The sequence below is a fragment of the Leptolyngbya sp. 'hensonii' genome (assembly GCF_001939115.1).
Classification (GTDB): Bacteria; Cyanobacteriota; Cyanobacteriia.
This window is the reverse complement of record NZ_MQTZ01000017.1, coordinates 117,762-133,281: the sequence shown is the minus strand read 5'-3', so window position 1 is coordinate 133,281 and position 15,520 is coordinate 117,762. Positions and strand designations below refer to the sequence as shown.

Below are 15,520 nucleotides of genomic sequence, written 5' to 3'. Positions count from 1 at the left end.
AAAAGCTCTTAATATTTTTTAATCAATTCTCGCAGAACACTCCCGAAATTGCACAAAAATTGCACAAGCAGATTGCTTTAATCAAGGGTACTGGTTTGAAAGCCGCTGAACCCTTTGACCCTCAGGGGTCGGGGTTCAGGTTCCTCAAAGTTCATTGTACGGTATTTCCTTTACCTCAGTCTGTGAGTCTTTGGGAAGTTTTTCTTGTTGATATTTACAGCACTTGCTGAGTCGTACTGCTGGTGTTCTGAGTTGAACGACAGTACAAAGGCTGAGCTCTCCTTATTCTTCTCTGCGTCTTGCAAGGTGACCTTGCAGGGTGTCGTTTGGCTGTGGAGTGCTGGCAGCGGCTTATATCTGCATTAAGAGCTGGTTTTCAGCCAATCTCACTTAACATCAACAAAATGATTAGGAGATGTTTGCATGTTAGATGCGTTTACAAGAGTTGTGTCTCAGGCAGATACCCGGGGCGATTACATCAGTGATGCTCAAATCGACGCGCTGAAGAAACTGGTTGCCGAAGGTCCCAAGCGGATGGATGTGGTCAACCGCATCACCGGTAACTCCTCCACGATCGTGGCGAATGCAGCTCGGGCTCTGTTTGCTGAGCAGCCCCAGCTGATTGCTCCCGGTGGTAATGCCTATACCAACCGTCGCATGGCTGCCTGTCTGCGGGACATGGAAATCGTCCTGCGCTACGTGACCTATGCAGCTTTCACGGGTGATGCTTCCGTTCTGGAAGATCGTTGCCTGAATGGTCTGCGTGAGACCTACCTGGCTCTGGGTGTTCCCGGTGCTTCCGTTGCAGCTGGCGTAGCCAAGATGAAAGAAGCTGCCATTGCAATCGCTAATGACCCCAATGGTGTTACCCGTGGCGATTGTAGCTCCCTGATGGCTGAATTAGGCAGCTACTTCGATCGTGCTGCTGCAGCAGTCGGTTAAGTCATTTAGTCATGGGTCATGGGTCATGGGTTATGCGTCACGGGTGTTTAACGAGCCCAATGACAAATAGCAGATGGCAAATGACAGATAGCAGATGGCAATCATCTTTTAACGTCAACTTGCAAACTCATTGAAGAGGAATTCAGCATGAAAACACCTTTAACAGAAGCAGTCGCTGCAGCAGATTCTCAAGGACGCTTTCTCAGCTCCACTGAGATGCAGGTCGCATTTGGTCGCTACCGTCAGGCAACTGCCAGCCTGGATGCAGCGAAAGCTCTGAGCTCTAAGGCCGCAGGTCTGGCTGATGCTGCCGCTAACGCAGTGTATCAGAAGTTCCCCTACACCACCCAAATGCAGGGCAATAACTTCGCTTCTACCCCCGCTGGTAAAGCCAAGTGTGTACGGGACATCGGCTACTACATCCGCATCATCACCTACTGTCTGGTTGCAGGCGGTACCGGTCCTCTGGATGACTACCTGATCGGTGGTCTGGCTGAAATCAACAAGACCTTCGACCTGGCTCCCAGCTGGTATGTTGAAGCTCTCAAGCACATCAAAGCCAATCATGGTCTGAGCGGCGACCCCGCTGTAGAAGCTAATTCCTACATTGACTATGCGATCAACGCCCTGAGCTAAGGGTTTGCTTGTGCCCAGAACAACGGAAGACTGTGAATGCTAGTTATGGCATGGATGGTTTTCTGGGGTTCTGGGCATTGTTTTACTCATTGCAATTCGGGAGATTGGGTCATGACCAGTTCTACGGCAGCCAGACAGCTAGGATTTGAGCCTTTTGCAGGGGCTTCTCCCATTGAACTACGGCCAAACTGGATGGAAGAGGATATTCAAGCCGTCATTTATACTGCCTATCGGCAAGTATTTGGCAACGAGCACCTGATGCAAAATGAGCGCCTGACCAATGCGGAATCCCTACTGCGTCAGGGAAATATTAGTGTTCAAGATTTTGTGCGAGCCCTGGCTCAATCTGAGCTTTATCGTTGTAAGTTTTTTTATTCAACCCCGCAAGTTCGCTTTATTGAGTTGAACTTTAAACATCTGCTCGGTCGTGCCCCTTACGATGAGTCAGAAATTTCTTACCATGTTGATCTCTACACCCAGGCAGGGTATGAAGCCGAGATCAATTCCTATATTGATTCATTTGAATATCAAGAAAATTTTGGAGACGCGATCGTTCCCTATTATCGGGGGTTTGAAACACAACGAGGGCAAAAAACAGTTGGCTTTAACCGAATGTTTCAACTCTATCGAGGCTATGCCAATAGCGATCGATCTCAGGGCAAAAACAAAACGGCCTGGCTAACCCAAGATTTGGCTCGGAATCTCGCTAATCCGGTGCAAACGCCCCATTTTGGCCGGGGACTGGCCGGGACAGCGGGTGGCGATCGAGGTCAGCTCTATCGGGTGCGGGTGCAGCAGGTTGGCAGCAATCGGACTCCCCAAATTCGGCGTAGTCCGGGTGAGTATCTCGTCACCTACGAACAACTCACGCCCACACTCCAACGTCTGAATCAGCGGGGTAGTCGGGTGATTAGTATTTCTCCGGCCTGACCCTGGAGGTTGACCCCCTGTTGCTAGATCAACTCGATCAAAATGTATAAGGAGAGCATGCGTGGCCATTACAACTGCGGCATCCCGTTTGGGGACGGCAGCCTTTAGCGAAACTTATCCTCTGGAGTTGCGTCCTAACTGGACACCGGAAGATGCTAAGACTGTGGTCCAGGCAATTTACCGTCAGGTGTTGGGGAATGATTACCTGATGCAATCGGAACGGCTGACAGCCCTGGAGTCCCTGCTGGCCAATGGTCAATTAACAGTCAGGGATTTTGTTCGGGCTCTGGCTAAAACGGATCTGTATAAAACCAAGTTTCTGTATCCCAATTTTCAAACCCGGGTGATTGAATTGAACTTCAAACACCTGCTGGGACGTGCTCCTTACGACGAAGCTGAGGTGATTGAGCACTTGGATCGATATCAGAATGCAGGCTTTGATGCTGATATCGATTCCTATATCGACTCGGATGAGTACGAGGCTAACTTCGGAGATACGATCGTGCCCTACTACCGGGGATTTTCTACCCAAACCAGCCAGAAGCTGGCCGGGTTTACCCGCATGTTCCGGCTCTACCGGGGCTATGCCAACAGCGATCGGTCCCAGTTAGGCTCTGGTTCCCGTCTGGCCGGTGAACTGGCTAAAAATACAGTCTCTGCGGTGATTGCCCCTTCAGGGGGCAGCGAGGGATTTGCCTATCTGCCCGCCAAGCAAGGAACAACGCCCAATCGAACTTTTGGTCGATCCTCCATCGGATCCACCGATCGGTTGTACCGAATTGAAGTCGCAGGCACTAGTCTGCCCGGATATCCGAAAATCCGTCGCAGCAATAAGGAATTTATTGTTCCTTACGAGCAGCTCTCGAATACCCTGCAACAAATCAACAAGCTGGGTGGAAAGGTTGCGAGCGTTACGCTGGCTCAATAGAGCCAGGGCCATAGTGATGGGGGTGATGGCTATATTGCCTCCGCCCCAGGATTTCAGATGTAGAGAGATTGACCCCTTTTGAAAATCACGATAGGAGATTGAACGGTTATGTTGGGACCTTCTGTATTGGTAAGAGCTTCCGGTTCATCCTCGGAAAACCGCACTTTCGTCTATGAAGTGACTGGTCTCCGGCAAAATGATCAAACGGATAACAATGGTTATCCCGTGCGCCATAGCAGCACAACCTTGATTCAAGTTCCTTTCAGTCGCATGAATGAGGAGATGCAACGCATCTCCCGCCTGGGAGGCACGATCGTGGGTATTCGTCCTCTGCAAGCAGTTCCAGCAGCTCCAGCTCCTGAGGGAGAAGGCTAAGCAGGGAATTAGCTACAGGTATAGTTGAGAACACCGTTTACGAGTGTAGGGAAGTCTGACTTCTCTACACTTTTTTGTGGAAATTCTCAGGAGCGTTTAATTGGGCGGGATGGCTAAAGTTTCTCTGACCGGTTTAACGAAATTGCTTTAACTGCTCAATCAGGTGATCAAAATAGGGGGCTAGTGCGGCTTGCTGCTCTGCTTCTACCCGCTTCAAGCTGGCAGTTTTGATCCCTTCCAGACCCACCACCATGGCATCTAACGGCACCTGTAATTCTTGATAGAGCAACTGCATGTAATTCAACCCTTCCTGGCTGGTGTAATCCGTGCGACTACCTGCAATGCCGTAGGTGATGCAGCGCAGGAAATGCCAGAAGTCACGCCAGCAGGCTTCTGCCCGTTCGGGGGGATACAGGCCACCCCCTGGTTCTGTAATGGTGGGGAAAGTGACCAGCACCTGAGATCGGGCTTCATCGACGATCTCCCGCACCTGATCGCGCAGATGCTGGGCCACCCCGATCGATCCCGATGGATGCGGAGACAGAAGCTCAATTTGCTCCAACTCTGCATCGGTGAGATAGCGTCCTTCATCATCAGCGGCCTGGAATTGGGCCAGCAGCGACGCTGGATAGAGGTTGTGCCAGGTGGTAAAGCTGACAATTCGCGCTTTCTGAATCAGCTCCCGTACTTTTTCACTCAAGGGTGGTTTCGTCATCGTGAAACATCCAGAATTAGACTGTCCTAATCTCCTGCATTTTCCCATGTTTCGGGAAGCTATTCTGCAGTCCTGCAGGTTGTCCTGACCTAGGAACCTTGATTGTCCTACCGGGGGCCATGCGATCGGGGATCAATCTTCGGATTACAGTGGAGGATATCGCTTAGGTTTGTGTTCATGGATCTGCATCAGATTGAAACCGATCTCAAAAATCCAGATTTTCAATACCGTTTGAAAGCAATTTCTGCTCTGCGAGAGTATTCTCCAGAAGTTGCGATTCCCTTCCTCCTCCAGCACCTTCAGGATCCGGAGTTTTTGGTGCGATCGTTTGTTGCTAGGGAGTTAGGGAAACAGCAAACCTCTGAATCTTTTGCGGCGCTGTTGCAAATTATGAAATTTGACAATACCCCCAATGTCCGGGCGGAAGCTGCAAATTCCCTGTCTCTGTTTGGCCGTCTCTCGGCCTCTCATCTGGTGCAGACCTTTTGCATGGATGATCACTGGCTGGTACGCCGCAGTATTCTGGCGGCTCTGGTGGAACTGGACTGCCCCGAAGAGTTACTGGAAGTCTGTGTTGAGGCCCTGGCAGCAGAGGATGCAGCGGTACAGGAGGCGGCGGTGGATGCGCTGGGTGCCTTAGCCGGGTCCCGTCAGCAGAAGATGGCCCTGGCCCATTTACTCTCCCTGCAGCAGGCAGAGGGAGAGTACATTCGGATTCGTGTAGCCTATGCCCTGAAGCACTTTGACGATCCAGTCGCCCGGGAAGCCCTGGCCCAATTGAGGCAGGATCCGGATCATCGAGTTGTGGGGGCGGCGATGGAAGATTTGTTGCGATGATGTCGATGGTTCAGGTGTTCCCTGGGGAACTTCTCCCCCAAGTGGGAACTCTATGGCTAATCGGTTGACGGATAGGGTAAGTTGGCACAAATGTCCAGTCTACTCGTATCAATATTTACAGAATTTAACAGTTAAAGTGTCAAAATTCTGGGAGGTCAACCTGGTTGATAGCACCCTTCCTGGGTTGATGTTGTTCAAAAGATATGGAGTAAAGCCGATGGCTGAGATACCCACCGCAGGGCAGATGCTCTGGAAACTGGAAGATAACGAGCGGGCCTTACATCTGCGCCATAGTGCAGCAGAACCATGGCGGCCTTATGAAGAGTTTCCCCAGTATTTTCTGCCCGATCCTCCCGGATTTTCCAAAGGCATTACCACCTTCCTGGCCCTGCTCAAGAAGGACTGGACGGCGGTTAAGTCCTAGATTGTTTGCTGATTCAGGATCGATTGGGGCGCAGGCAGGTGCGCCCCCAGGGAATCATAGAATTTCCAGGCTGGTTCGAGTGGTGCGGCGAGTAAAGGAATTCCAGGTGTCTAACTCCTGGGCAGGATAGCTGAGTAGGCGCGATCGCAACCCCTCATTCAGACCCTGAGCCGCAGTAAAATCAGCTCCAGCAATGCTTTCCAGTGTTTCAAATTCCACATCCGTCAAATCTGCAGCCCGCAAGTCGGTGCCGGTCAAATTGGCCCCATTCAGGCGAACCTGACGGAGAGAGGCTCCTGTGAGAAAAGCTTTTCGAAGGTCAGCACTGCTTAACCTTGCGCCCTGTAAATTGCCCCCGGTCAGATCGGCCCCTGTGAGATAAGCCCCCAATAAACTAGCTCCCCGCAGGTCAATCTCGCGCAAGTTGGCCGTGTTCAAAGGAGCCCCATTGAGGTTGGCTCCTGGCCCGATCGCGCCACAGCTCTTGTAAGGAAACCCTTCTGGAAACAGGGTCTGGCCATCATATCGGGCTACTTTCAGCTTGATATCTGCTAAATTAGCTTCCCTCAGGTCGGCCCCGCTCAGGTCAGCCCGGTATAGACAGGCACCCTGTAAGTTAGCTCCCTTGAGCATCGTTCCCCTGAAGTCAGCGCCCCTGAGGTCAGTGCCCCTGAGATCGGCCTGAGTCAAATTTGCCCCATTGAAGTTGGCCCCAATCAATTTGGCCTGCCTCAGATCAGCCCCTGGCAGATCGGCATGGCTGAAGTTAAATCGATAGAAGTCGGCTGGGGGCAGAGGGAGTCCTGCTTGCAGCAGGGCTAAAACCTCTTGAGGGGTACGCGGTATCGCCCGGACTGTCATGGTTTGAAAGGATGAATATCGGTTCAGGGTCATTGTACCGCCTCTGAAAGTGACTCCTGGAACCTCTGTTAAGAAATACATCGGACTCTGAATTTCTGTAGCCTCCAGGGCACTCTGACCGATAGGAGGACATGACGTTAACTGGATGTCTCCCCGGATGTTCACAGGCTGGTGCTGCAGGATTTTGGCGTTTCTCCCAACCCCCTCAGAACCATACTTTGAAATCCCTGTTTTCGCTTGTCTCAGGTGTTACATGCCCCCTGTCCATGTGGGCCTTTTCTGTTCTGGGGCTATCTTCAGCCTTCCCCCGGTTGATCTCAGATAGGGCCAATTTCAATACTCGGAGAAGTCTTTATGAACAACCTTACCCCCGTTACAGTCAATCGTCGTTCCTCCCAGGAAGAGCGTCAGTTTGCGCTGACCCAAATCTATCGCCAGGTGCTGGAGCGACAACCCTATGAGTCTGAGCGCCAGATGATGGCGCAGCTTGAAAAAGATTTTCTCAAAGATAAAATTGGTGTGCGTCGCTTCCTGAAAGAGTTTGGTTGCTCAGACATCTATTTGGATGCCTTCTACTATCCCTCTTCCAACGTTAAGTTTCTGGATATTTGCTTCAAGCATTTTATGGGACGGGCCGTTCTCAACCATGAAGAGATGAGATTTTACAGCGATGTCTTGGCCAAGAAAGGGGTGCATAGTTTGATCACCACCATTCTGGACTCTGAAGAATATCGCAAAGCCTTCGGATGTTTTACCGTACCCTATCCCCGAGAAAAAGCCTGCTATGAGTCTCCCAATGCGTTTGTGCAGTCTCGCCTGTTGAATGATGAACATGTTGGGCAACGGGGTTGGGCAGTGCCGACGATGTACTGGAGGCAGTTGGGCCTGAATTGCTCTGGTGGTGTCTGTCGTCATCCTGAGGTAGATGAGATGGAGAGGGCGGCTTCATCCAATCAACTTTTGAGCCTTTCGACAGAAGCCTTGCTGGAACTCTTACGGGGAAGTAGCTCGATCAAGGCCAGAGAGGTGATCGCGTCTTTATCACCCACGCAGCGGGCAGAGCTCCGGCAAGCACTCCGTTAAAGTTGTTTTCTCAGGGGGATTCTCCCATTTACAATCGATAAGGGGTATGGCATGACCATGCCCCTATTTTTTGAGGGAAAGGTATGCTGTTGGTTCCACCCATGACAATGATGGCGTTCTTTCGCAAAAGCGAAGGCATCTGGTTTACGCAACGCACGGTGCACCACTTCGATTTAGTAGGTGATGAGTCGGGGGAGTCCAATCTTTACGTGCAGGTTGTGGCTCAGGATGATCCAAGGGTGGCCCTGATTTGTGAACAGCAGGGGGTTGACCCGGCAACAGCACAGGGCGGTGCCAGTTTCATGTGGCAGGAAAATAAAGAGACGGGGGCTCCGAATGCGGAGCATGCGGCGGTGCTGGTGGATGTGCCGGATGATGAAACGGGCCGATCGGGCAAACTTCTGCGGAACCAGGGCTACGTTGAAAAAATTCCTGTGGTCTGCCGCTACTGGTTTGGTCAGGACGGGATTCTGACGATCGACACGGAATACGACAATAACCAGGGACAGGAACGTTGCTGGTTCATCACGAATGATTTTCGGGTGCGGGTCAGCACGATTCGCATGATGAATGGCGTTTATCTCATGACCTACTGTTCTGAACGCCGCTGCGTTTCTGAGGACCTGCTGGCTCAAATGGTGCAGCATAACCTGTCCAGAGCTGCTTCGTAATTTAGGGCCCAGCCGCCAGGAATCAAAATCTAGGAGCCAGCCGCCAGCAGTCAGGATCTGAAAAAAGTTCTGGCTTCTTACTCCTGGCGGCTGCCCCTCCTCTGGCAATGTTAAGGATTGTTGCTTTGTTTTTTAATTTTGAGACACTGTATCAGGGCATACCGTATGGTCATGGATCAGGCGAGTAAAACCAGTCATTTTCGTATAATCGTTTATGTATCAGCCCTTTATTCAGCATTTAGAGCGATCGCTGGGGCAAAAATTTGCTCTGCAACCTCGCCCCATTCCGGCTGGACTGGAGTGTCAGGTGAGCGAGCGGGGGCGGAATCCTGCCACAATTCGGAGCTGGTGTTACCAGTGTCGAGAATTGCGCAAGATTCGCTATACCTATATTGATGCGGATGCGAGCGCTCAAATTCTCAACAGTGTTATTTATCCCAACTATCACTATGATTTGCCCTTGTTGGGGGTTGATTTTCTGTCCTTTGGCCAGGTCAAAAACCTGATTGTGATGGACTTTCAGCCTTTGTTTCAAGATGAGGCTTATTTAGAAAAGTATATTCACCCGCTCAAAACTCTGCACGATCGCTATCCCGATCTATCCCAGGATCTGGAAATGAAGTTCTACGATGCGAACCAGTATTTTTCCAAATATCTGCTGTTTGCCAAAACAGATGCGGCAACAGTGAGGACGCGAGTGTTTGAGGCGTTCAAAGATTATTTGAATCTCTACTGGCAGATGCTGGAGGATGCCACACCGCTGAGCGATCCAGAGGATATTCAGCGAATTGTCAAAGCTCAAAAGGATTATGACCAGTACAGTGCCGATCGGGATCCGGCATCGGGCCTGTTCAGCAGCTACTTTGGCCATGAGTGGGCTGAGCGCTTTTTGTATGGGTTCTTATTTGAAGATGCCATCCCTCTGGCTACAGCAGTGAAGTAGATTGATCAATGACCCTGTATCAACCTTTTTTAGACCACGCGATTGTAGTTTTGCAGGAACGCCTGGATCTGCAGCCTTACCCGATTCCGATCGGGTTTGAGTCCAAGTCTGCGATCGTCGGGAAAGGCAAAAATCAAGACGAGGTTCTGACGACTAGCTATGCCTATCAGGCTCCCAAGCTGCGGCAGATTCGGGCTGCCCATGTTCAAGGTGGCCAGGCGCTGCAGGTGCTGAACTTTGTGATTTTTCCCCAACTGAACTATGACTTGCCCTTTTTTGGGGCCGATCTGGTGACGCTGCCGGGAGGACACCTGATTGCCCTGGACATGCAACCCCTCTTTCGGGAGGATGCGGCCTACCAGGCCAAGTATACGCAGCCGATCTGGCCCATCTTTGAGACTTACCAGAAAGCTCTGCCCTGGGGGGGAGATTTTCCCGAGGAAGCCCGTCCTTTTTTCTCCCCTGCATTTCTCTGGACCCGGCCCCAGGAAACTGCAGTTGTGGAAACGGATGTTTTTGCGGCATTCAAGGCTTATTTGCAGGCCTATCTGGATTTTGTTGATCAGGTGGAGCCAGTCACAGATGCCCAGGCTTTAGCCGAGATTGAGCAGGCGCAACTGCGTTATCTTCGCTACCGGGCTGAGAAAGATCCGGCCAGGGGGATGTTCAATCGCTTTTATGGTCCAGAGTGGACAGAAGAGTATATCCACGGCTTCCTATTCGATCTGGAACGGAAGTTGGCAGAGGTGATGGAGCATGAGGGGCTAATGGCCGATCGGTGATCCACCAGGGGTTTCTGGGGGCTGATCAGGGAGGCTCCGAGCGGCCTCAAGCTATGAAAAGGGGTGGCCCGACTGGATTCGTTTGTGAACTTTGATTGCCAGCCTTGTAACGAGGTTTTGATAATTCGTAACAAACAATTGATCCAACGACATAGTATAAAAAAGATGTTGAAGGTTGTGGAGCGCAGATGAAGGTTTTTGCCCATCTGAATGAATCGAGCCTTTAACTCTTCTTTATAAAGAAGTAAGAAAGAAGTAAAAACTTGCAAGCTTTCAGTTGTTGAAAGTAGATGCAGTATTTTACAGGCTAATGTTCGCTAGTTGTGCCTTCACCGGGCTACCTCAGCGAGCTTACACCAAGCTTAACCAAATTCGATTGTGGTCTAAACCATAAATTAGGAGATTGAGTTTATGTTCGACGCATTTGCAAAGGTGGTCTCCCAGGCTGACGCACGGGGCGAATATCTAAGTTCTGCTCAACTGGATGCTCTGAGCGCACTTGTTGCTGATGGCAGTAAGCGCATGGATGTTGTAAACCGCATCACCGGCAACTCGTCCACGATCGTGGCGAATGCAGCTCGGGCTCTGTTTGCTGAGCAGCCCCAACTGATTGCTCCCGGTGGCAATGCTTACACCAGCCGTCGCATGGCAGCTTGTCTGCGCGACATGGAAATTATCCTGCGCTATGTCACCTATGCGATCTTCGCAGGTGATGCTTCCGTTCTTGACGATCGTTGCCTGAATGGCCTGCGGGAAACCTACCTGGCTCTGGGTACCCCTGGTGCTTCTGTGGCAGCTGGTGTGAAGAAAATGAAGGATGCTGCAATTGCAATTGCTAACGATCCCAACGGGATTACCAGAGGTGACTGCGCCAGCCTGATGGCTGAAGTGGGCAGCTACTTTGATAAAGCTGCTTCCGCTGTTGCTTAGTCCTGGTTTGGTCTGGCGACGAATACCATCCCGCCTTCCTGTTGGCAGGTGTGGGACGTTATTGCACCCTCTCTTTCAAAAACAAGATTACTGGAGATAGTTTGACCATGAAAACCCCTCTGACTGAAGCAGTTGCTGCTGCTGATTCTCAAGGCCGCTTCCTCAGCTCCACCGAGATCCAAGTTGCTTTCGGTCGTTTCCGCCAAGCTTCTGCTAGCCTGCAAGCTGCCAAGTCCCTGACGGCTAATGCGTCCAGCCTGGCTTCCGGTGCTGCTAATGCGGTTTACCAGAAGTTCCCCTACACCACCAGCATGTCTGGCCCCAACTATGCTTCTTCTCAAGTGGGCAAAGACAAGTGTGTGCGCGACATCGGTTACTACCTGCGCATGATCACCTACTGCCTGGTTGTCGGTGGAACCGGCCCCATGGATGACTACCTGCTGGGCGGTCTGGCTGAAATCAACCGGACTTTCGAACTGTCTCCCAGCTGGTACGTTGAAGCCCTGAAGTATATCAAGGCTAACCATGGTTTGAGCGGCGACCCTGCGGTTGAAGCCAACTCCTACATCGACTATGCCATCAACGCCCTGAGCTAGTCCGTGTTTTTTACCCGGAAGGATCTGCAATGGCTGACTGGGGTTAGTGATTGTTGACCCTTCCGGGTATTGGTTGGAACAATAAACATAAAAATAGAAGATAGAGACGCGATGTGCAACTTGAATGAGATCCATCGCGTTTTCAGTATTTAAAGGCTCTGAGATTACAAGCTCTGAGATTGCAAGAGTATGGAAGATCCATTTGGAATTGAAAATTCTGATCTTCAAATTCGAGACGATAGTCCATTAACGGTAGACCAGGCGATCGCCAATCTGCAGGGAGAAGATCTGGGGTTGCGAGTCTATGCAGCCTGGTGGCTGGGGCGTTTTCGGGTTGATGCACCAGAAGCGGTGCAGGTGTTAATCCAGGCTCTGGAAGATGAGGCCGATCGCACAGGAGTGGGGGGCTACCCCCTGCGGCGGAATGCGGCTCGGGCTCTGGGCAAGTTGGGTGATTTGCAGGCAGTGCCAGCCCTGATGCAGGCGCTGCACTGTGCTGATTTCTATGTGCGAGAAGCGGTAGCCCAATCCCTGGAGATGCTAGGGGATCGGACCTGTATTCCCCTTTTGATTGAGCTTCTGCAGGATCGTCTGCCTGGAACCCAGCCCGCCCCCGAACCTCCCCATCTGGCTCAACCTTTTGATGCCATTCTGGAAGCCCTGGGCACTCTGGGGGCAACGGATGCGATTCCTGTGATTCATCTCTTTTTGGATCATCCGGTTCCCCGCATCCAGTACGCAGCGGCCCGGTCTTTGTATCAGTTAACTGTGGATAGGGCTATGGCCAGCCAATATGGCGATCGGCTGATCCAGGCACTCTCGAATGATGATTTGCAATTGCGACGGGCGATTCTGGCCGACTTGGGGGCGATCGGATATCTGCCTGCCGCAGAGGCGATCGCCCAGACCCTGGCGGAAAACAGTCTCAAGCTGATTTCTTTGAAGGGATTGCTGGAAAAACAACTGCAGCAGACTACAGCCCCAGATCTGTCAGCCGGGGCAATTAAGGTTATGGCTCTGATGGATGACTTGTTGTGAGCAGGAAGCACGATTAGAGTGGAGAATAAAGCAATGCTGCACAAAATGCTGGCTCTCTCCCTTTAAAAATTCTCCTTATTTCTCTTCACTTATGTCTGATTTACTGGCATCCCTGGTTCGTGCTGTAGAAGTGGCAGATTCCTCCAGCCTGCTTCTGGAAGCTGTGCAGAACCTTTCTGCAGCTCGACTGGAAGGCGCAATTCCCACGCTGATTGCTGCCCTGAGTTACAACAATCCGGGGGCCGCTGTGGCAGCGGTCGATGGGCTGGTGCAGATTGGCGGACCAGCGGTTCCGGCCCTACTGGAGCAGCTGGATCTGCACAATTACACGGCCAGAGCCTGGGCGATTCGAGCCCTGGCTGGTATTGGGGACCCCAGAGGGCTAGTGACTTTGCTGGGAGCGGCAACTGCCGACTTTGCCCTGAGTGTGCGCCGGGCTGCAGCCCGGGGACTGGGCACCATGAAATGGCACTGGTTTCCAGAGGATTTACTGGAAATTGCTCAGGGAGAGGCGTTAGATGCCTTGTTGTTTGTTGCCCAGCAGGACGAAGAGTGGGTGGTGCGTTACTCCGCTGTGGTTGGATTGCAGGCTCTGGCCCTGGCGATTTCTCAAACCCATGCCGACTGGCGATCGCAGATTCAGGCGCAACTGACGCAAATGGCAACTAACGATAGTAGTTGGGCGGTGCGTGGACGGGTCTGGCTGGCCCAGCGGCATCTTCAGGCTGGGATGGTGCAGGAGCAGTACCAGGGGATGGCTGATCAGCCATCTAGTCTGACGGAGATGGACTGGCAACTGATTTTGCAGAATCTCTACGATCGCAAGGGTGAGGAACGATTGGTGCTGGCGGAGGGCGATCCGCGCCGTTACCGAGAACTGGCTGCCACGATCGTGCCCCAACCTGGTCTGACTGGCGAGTCTTAGCCTGCCGCATGCTGAAGATTGCAGCATGGAGGCCCGACTGAAAATCCGCAAAAGGGTTCTCGGTTCGTTCCAGGATCTGAGAAGATCCAAAAAGGGTTCCGCAATATGTATTCATGAACGTTTAGGAAACAAAAGATATGGCTGACAAACCAGAAACGACGGCATCAGACCAGACAACCCTGGAGGAATTGACCGAAGTGATTGCAGAACTGGAGCAGTATCGGGAACGCTTGGTGAACGATACCTTAACGATGGCGCAGCGGGCCAAGGTCATGAAGTCTGTGGCCCTGGCTAAACTGGAGCCCGACCTGGCTAAAATTGATGCTACCCTGCAGGCACTTCGTGGGCAGCAGGCTGCGCTGATGTCCTCCAATTAACAACTGAAGATGAGTAACTCACTCAATTCTGCGACTCAAGCTGGTGATGATCCGATGATGCGGGCTCAAGGTGAGACGGATGCCTTGATTCAGATGGTTAGCGAACAAATCACCCTGGATACCTTCGACACCAGTGATGATCAACTATTGAGGCGAATGGTGTTTGAGGGGCTGGGGGATGCCCGGGGATTGGTCCGGCTCAGATTTGCAGAAACCCTGGGAGAAATTGGGGAACCCGCCACTCCCTTCTTGTTGGAAGCCCTGTCTCAGGATCCGAATCCTGTGGTGCGGCGAGCTGCAGCAAAAACTCTGACGATCATTGCCGATCCTGTTGCAGTTCCGACCTTGCTGCAAGCTTTTTTGCATGACGAAGACACAGTTGTGCAGGGGTCGGCGGCTGGAGCATTGGCCCGCACGGGGGAAGCAGCGGTACCTGCCCTGCTGGGTATTCTGGCTTCACCGGACTACCCTGAAAGCACGAAAGGCCATGCTGCCTGGGCTCTGGCCTTTATTGGGGCAGAAGCCTCGGAGCACCTATACAAAGCGCTGAATTCAGATTCCGTGGATGTTCGCTGTGCTGTGGTGAGTGCGATCGCCCATGTTGCTCAGGAAAAATCAGATGAACAGGCTTGCCATGTTCTGGTGGCTGCTCTGACAGATCCGGAAGCTGCCATTCGTACAGAGGCAGCATCGGCCCTGGGCCAGCTCAATTATCCTCCAGCCGTTCCCCACCTGATTCTGGCGCTGCAAGATTCGGATGGGGAAGTGAGAAAAGCGGCGGTTAGTTCTCTGGGAAAGATGGGCGATCGGGCAGCATTGGATTCTCTCAAGAATGCCCTGAACGATGAATTAGAGGTGGTGAAAATGCTGGCTAAACTGGCGATCGCTCAGATTGAGCGGCAGTTAGAAGCAGAAGATTGGTAGAGACGATGAAATGAGGGGGCCGATGCGCTGGATTGACCTGGGTGGCGGAGAGGCCAAATGGGCGCATCGGCAGTGAGAAACAACGGGATAGGTCCCTGGCTAATCTTTCCTGTCCCCTTGTAGGGGGAGAGGAAGGTTACATCCGGGCAAGAGAGGCAATTTTGGCCAGCTTACCTTTGTCAAGGCCAGTCAGTTCGTCCAGATGAAGCCATCCCTGTTTGACCAAGGTGGCGAAGACGAACAGGAGGGCGGGATAGCTGTAGTCGTATTTGCCATCAATTTCATGCCTTCTGGCACTCAGGAAATTGTGCAACTGCCAGATGTCCTCCAACGTGGAGACGCGACTGGCATGCTCCTGGATCTCCTGGATCAGGGCCTGAGTTTCTCGTTCGTATGCGTTGTGAAAGGCTTGTTGGGCAATGTTCTGTTCCGCATCAGACCAGTGAACGTCGTTTACCTGCATAATTCTCAAGGGCTCACACCTACCGCTGATCCTGAAATTGCCTGCCAGAAACCCCAAATTAAAAGCAGGAACAGCATAAAAGTCCCTACGGAGAGTTCTGGAAGCAACAAACGGGATCTGACTCCAGACGGACAATCCCA

The 15,520-nt window shown here is 52.0% G+C and carries 20 protein-coding genes; 17 read left to right on the top strand and 3 right to left on the bottom strand.

What is annotated here, in order from left to right; genetic code table 11:
• Positions 1–423: 423 nt before the first annotated feature.
• The 5 genes from BST81_RS06140 (at position 424) to BST81_RS06120 (ending at position 3,811) form a co-directional block, all read left to right on the top strand.
• Positions 424–942, top strand: a complete 519-nt coding sequence (locus BST81_RS06140) for a phycocyanin subunit beta (protein WP_075597656.1) — start codon at positions 424–426, stop codon at positions 940–942.
• 147 nt (positions 943–1,089) lie between these two features.
• Positions 1,090–1,578 carry a phycocyanin subunit alpha gene (cpcA, locus tag BST81_RS06135; protein ID WP_075597655.1) on the top strand — a complete coding sequence of 163 codons (489 nt, stop codon included), beginning with the start codon at positions 1,090–1,092 and terminating at the stop codon, positions 1,576–1,578.
• Between the two features lie 111 nt (positions 1,579–1,689).
• Positions 1,690–2,508 carry a phycobilisome linker polypeptide gene (locus BST81_RS06130; protein WP_075597654.1) on the top strand — a complete coding sequence of 273 codons (819 nt, stop codon included), beginning with the start codon at positions 1,690–1,692 and terminating at the stop codon, positions 2,506–2,508.
• A 61-nt stretch (positions 2,509–2,569) separates the two neighbouring features.
• Entirely contained in the window at positions 2,570–3,436 is an 867-nt protein-coding gene (locus BST81_RS06125) for a phycobilisome linker polypeptide (protein ID WP_075597653.1), read from the top strand.
• Positions 3,437–3,544: 108 nt separating this feature from the next.
• Positions 3,545–3,811, top strand: coding sequence for a phycobilisome linker polypeptide (locus BST81_RS06120; RefSeq protein ID WP_075597652.1), 267 nt, complete (start codon positions 3,545–3,547; stop codon positions 3,809–3,811).
• Between the two features lie 133 nt (positions 3,812–3,944).
• Here BST81_RS06120 and BST81_RS06115 read toward each other — a convergent pair whose 3' ends face one another.
• Complete coding sequence (locus tag BST81_RS06115; protein ID WP_075597651.1) at positions 3,945–4,526, bottom strand: phycobilisome protein; 582 nt, start codon at positions 4,524–4,526, stop codon at positions 3,945–3,947.
• A gap of 177 nt (positions 4,527–4,703) precedes the next feature.
• Here BST81_RS06115 and BST81_RS06110 point away from each other — a divergent pair, with 177 nt between their 5' ends.
• Entirely contained in the window at positions 4,704–5,363 is a 660-nt protein-coding gene (locus BST81_RS06110; RefSeq protein ID WP_075597650.1) for a HEAT repeat domain-containing protein, read from the top strand.
• A 217-nt stretch (positions 5,364–5,580) separates the two neighbouring features.
• Positions 5,581–5,787 (top strand): hypothetical protein, encoded by a 207-nt coding sequence (locus BST81_RS06105; RefSeq protein ID WP_075597649.1) that lies wholly within the window; start codon positions 5,581–5,583, stop codon positions 5,785–5,787.
• A gap of 54 nt (positions 5,788–5,841) precedes the next feature.
• Here the strand turns inward: BST81_RS06105 and BST81_RS06100 are convergent, their stop codons facing one another.
• Positions 5,842–6,681 (bottom strand): pentapeptide repeat-containing protein, encoded by an 840-nt coding sequence (locus BST81_RS06100; RefSeq protein ID WP_143780243.1) that lies wholly within the window; start codon positions 6,679–6,681, stop codon positions 5,842–5,844.
• A 321-nt stretch (positions 6,682–7,002) separates the two neighbouring features.
• Here BST81_RS06100 and BST81_RS06095 point away from each other — a divergent pair, with 321 nt between their 5' ends.
• From BST81_RS06095 to BST81_RS06050, 10 genes are all read left to right on the top strand, one after another.
• Positions 7,003–7,731, top strand: a complete 729-nt coding sequence (locus BST81_RS06095; protein ID WP_075597648.1) for a phycobilisome rod-core linker polypeptide — start codon at positions 7,003–7,005, stop codon at positions 7,729–7,731.
• 83 nt (positions 7,732–7,814) lie between these two features.
• Entirely contained in the window at positions 7,815–8,402 is a 588-nt protein-coding gene (locus BST81_RS06090) for a phycobiliprotein lyase (RefSeq protein ID WP_075597647.1), read from the top strand.
• A 214-nt stretch (positions 8,403–8,616) separates the two neighbouring features.
• Positions 8,617–9,345, top strand: coding sequence for a 15,16-dihydrobiliverdin:ferredoxin oxidoreductase (locus tag BST81_RS06085; RefSeq protein WP_075597646.1), 729 nt, complete (start codon positions 8,617–8,619; stop codon positions 9,343–9,345).
• An 8-nt stretch (positions 9,346–9,353) separates the two neighbouring features.
• Positions 9,354–10,127, top strand: a complete 774-nt coding sequence (locus tag BST81_RS06080; protein ID WP_075597645.1) for a phycoerythrobilin:ferredoxin oxidoreductase — start codon at positions 9,354–9,356, stop codon at positions 10,125–10,127.
• A gap of 411 nt (positions 10,128–10,538) precedes the next feature.
• The gene (locus BST81_RS06075) at positions 10,539–11,057 is read left to right on the top strand and encodes a phycocyanin subunit beta (protein WP_075597644.1); all 519 of its coding nucleotides are present in this window, start codon (positions 10,539–10,541) and stop codon (positions 11,055–11,057) included.
• 107 nt (positions 11,058–11,164) lie between these two features.
• A complete protein-coding gene (cpcA, locus tag BST81_RS06070) occupies positions 11,165–11,653 on the top strand; it encodes a phycocyanin subunit alpha (RefSeq protein ID WP_075597643.1) in 489 nt (162 codons plus the stop codon).
• Between the two features lie 189 nt (positions 11,654–11,842).
• On the top strand, positions 11,843–12,691 hold the full coding sequence (locus tag BST81_RS06065) for a HEAT repeat domain-containing protein (protein ID WP_075597642.1): 849 nt from the start codon (positions 11,843–11,845) through the stop codon (positions 12,689–12,691).
• Between the two features lie 91 nt (positions 12,692–12,782).
• Positions 12,783–13,616, top strand: a complete 834-nt coding sequence (locus BST81_RS06060) for a HEAT repeat domain-containing protein (RefSeq protein WP_075597641.1) — start codon at positions 12,783–12,785, stop codon at positions 13,614–13,616.
• A 137-nt stretch (positions 13,617–13,753) separates the two neighbouring features.
• A complete protein-coding gene (locus BST81_RS06055; protein WP_075597640.1) occupies positions 13,754–13,993 on the top strand; it encodes a hypothetical protein in 240 nt (79 codons plus the stop codon).
• Between the two features lie 9 nt (positions 13,994–14,002).
• The gene (locus tag BST81_RS06050; RefSeq protein ID WP_075597639.1) at positions 14,003–14,917 is read left to right on the top strand and encodes a HEAT repeat domain-containing protein; all 915 of its coding nucleotides are present in this window, start codon (positions 14,003–14,005) and stop codon (positions 14,915–14,917) included.
• Positions 14,918–15,053: 136 nt separating this feature from the next.
• Here BST81_RS06050 and BST81_RS06045 read toward each other — a convergent pair whose 3' ends face one another.
• On the bottom strand, positions 15,054–15,380 hold the full coding sequence (locus tag BST81_RS06045) for a hypothetical protein (protein ID WP_171974680.1): 327 nt from the start codon (positions 15,378–15,380) through the stop codon (positions 15,054–15,056).
• Positions 15,381–15,520: the final 140 nt, after the last annotated feature.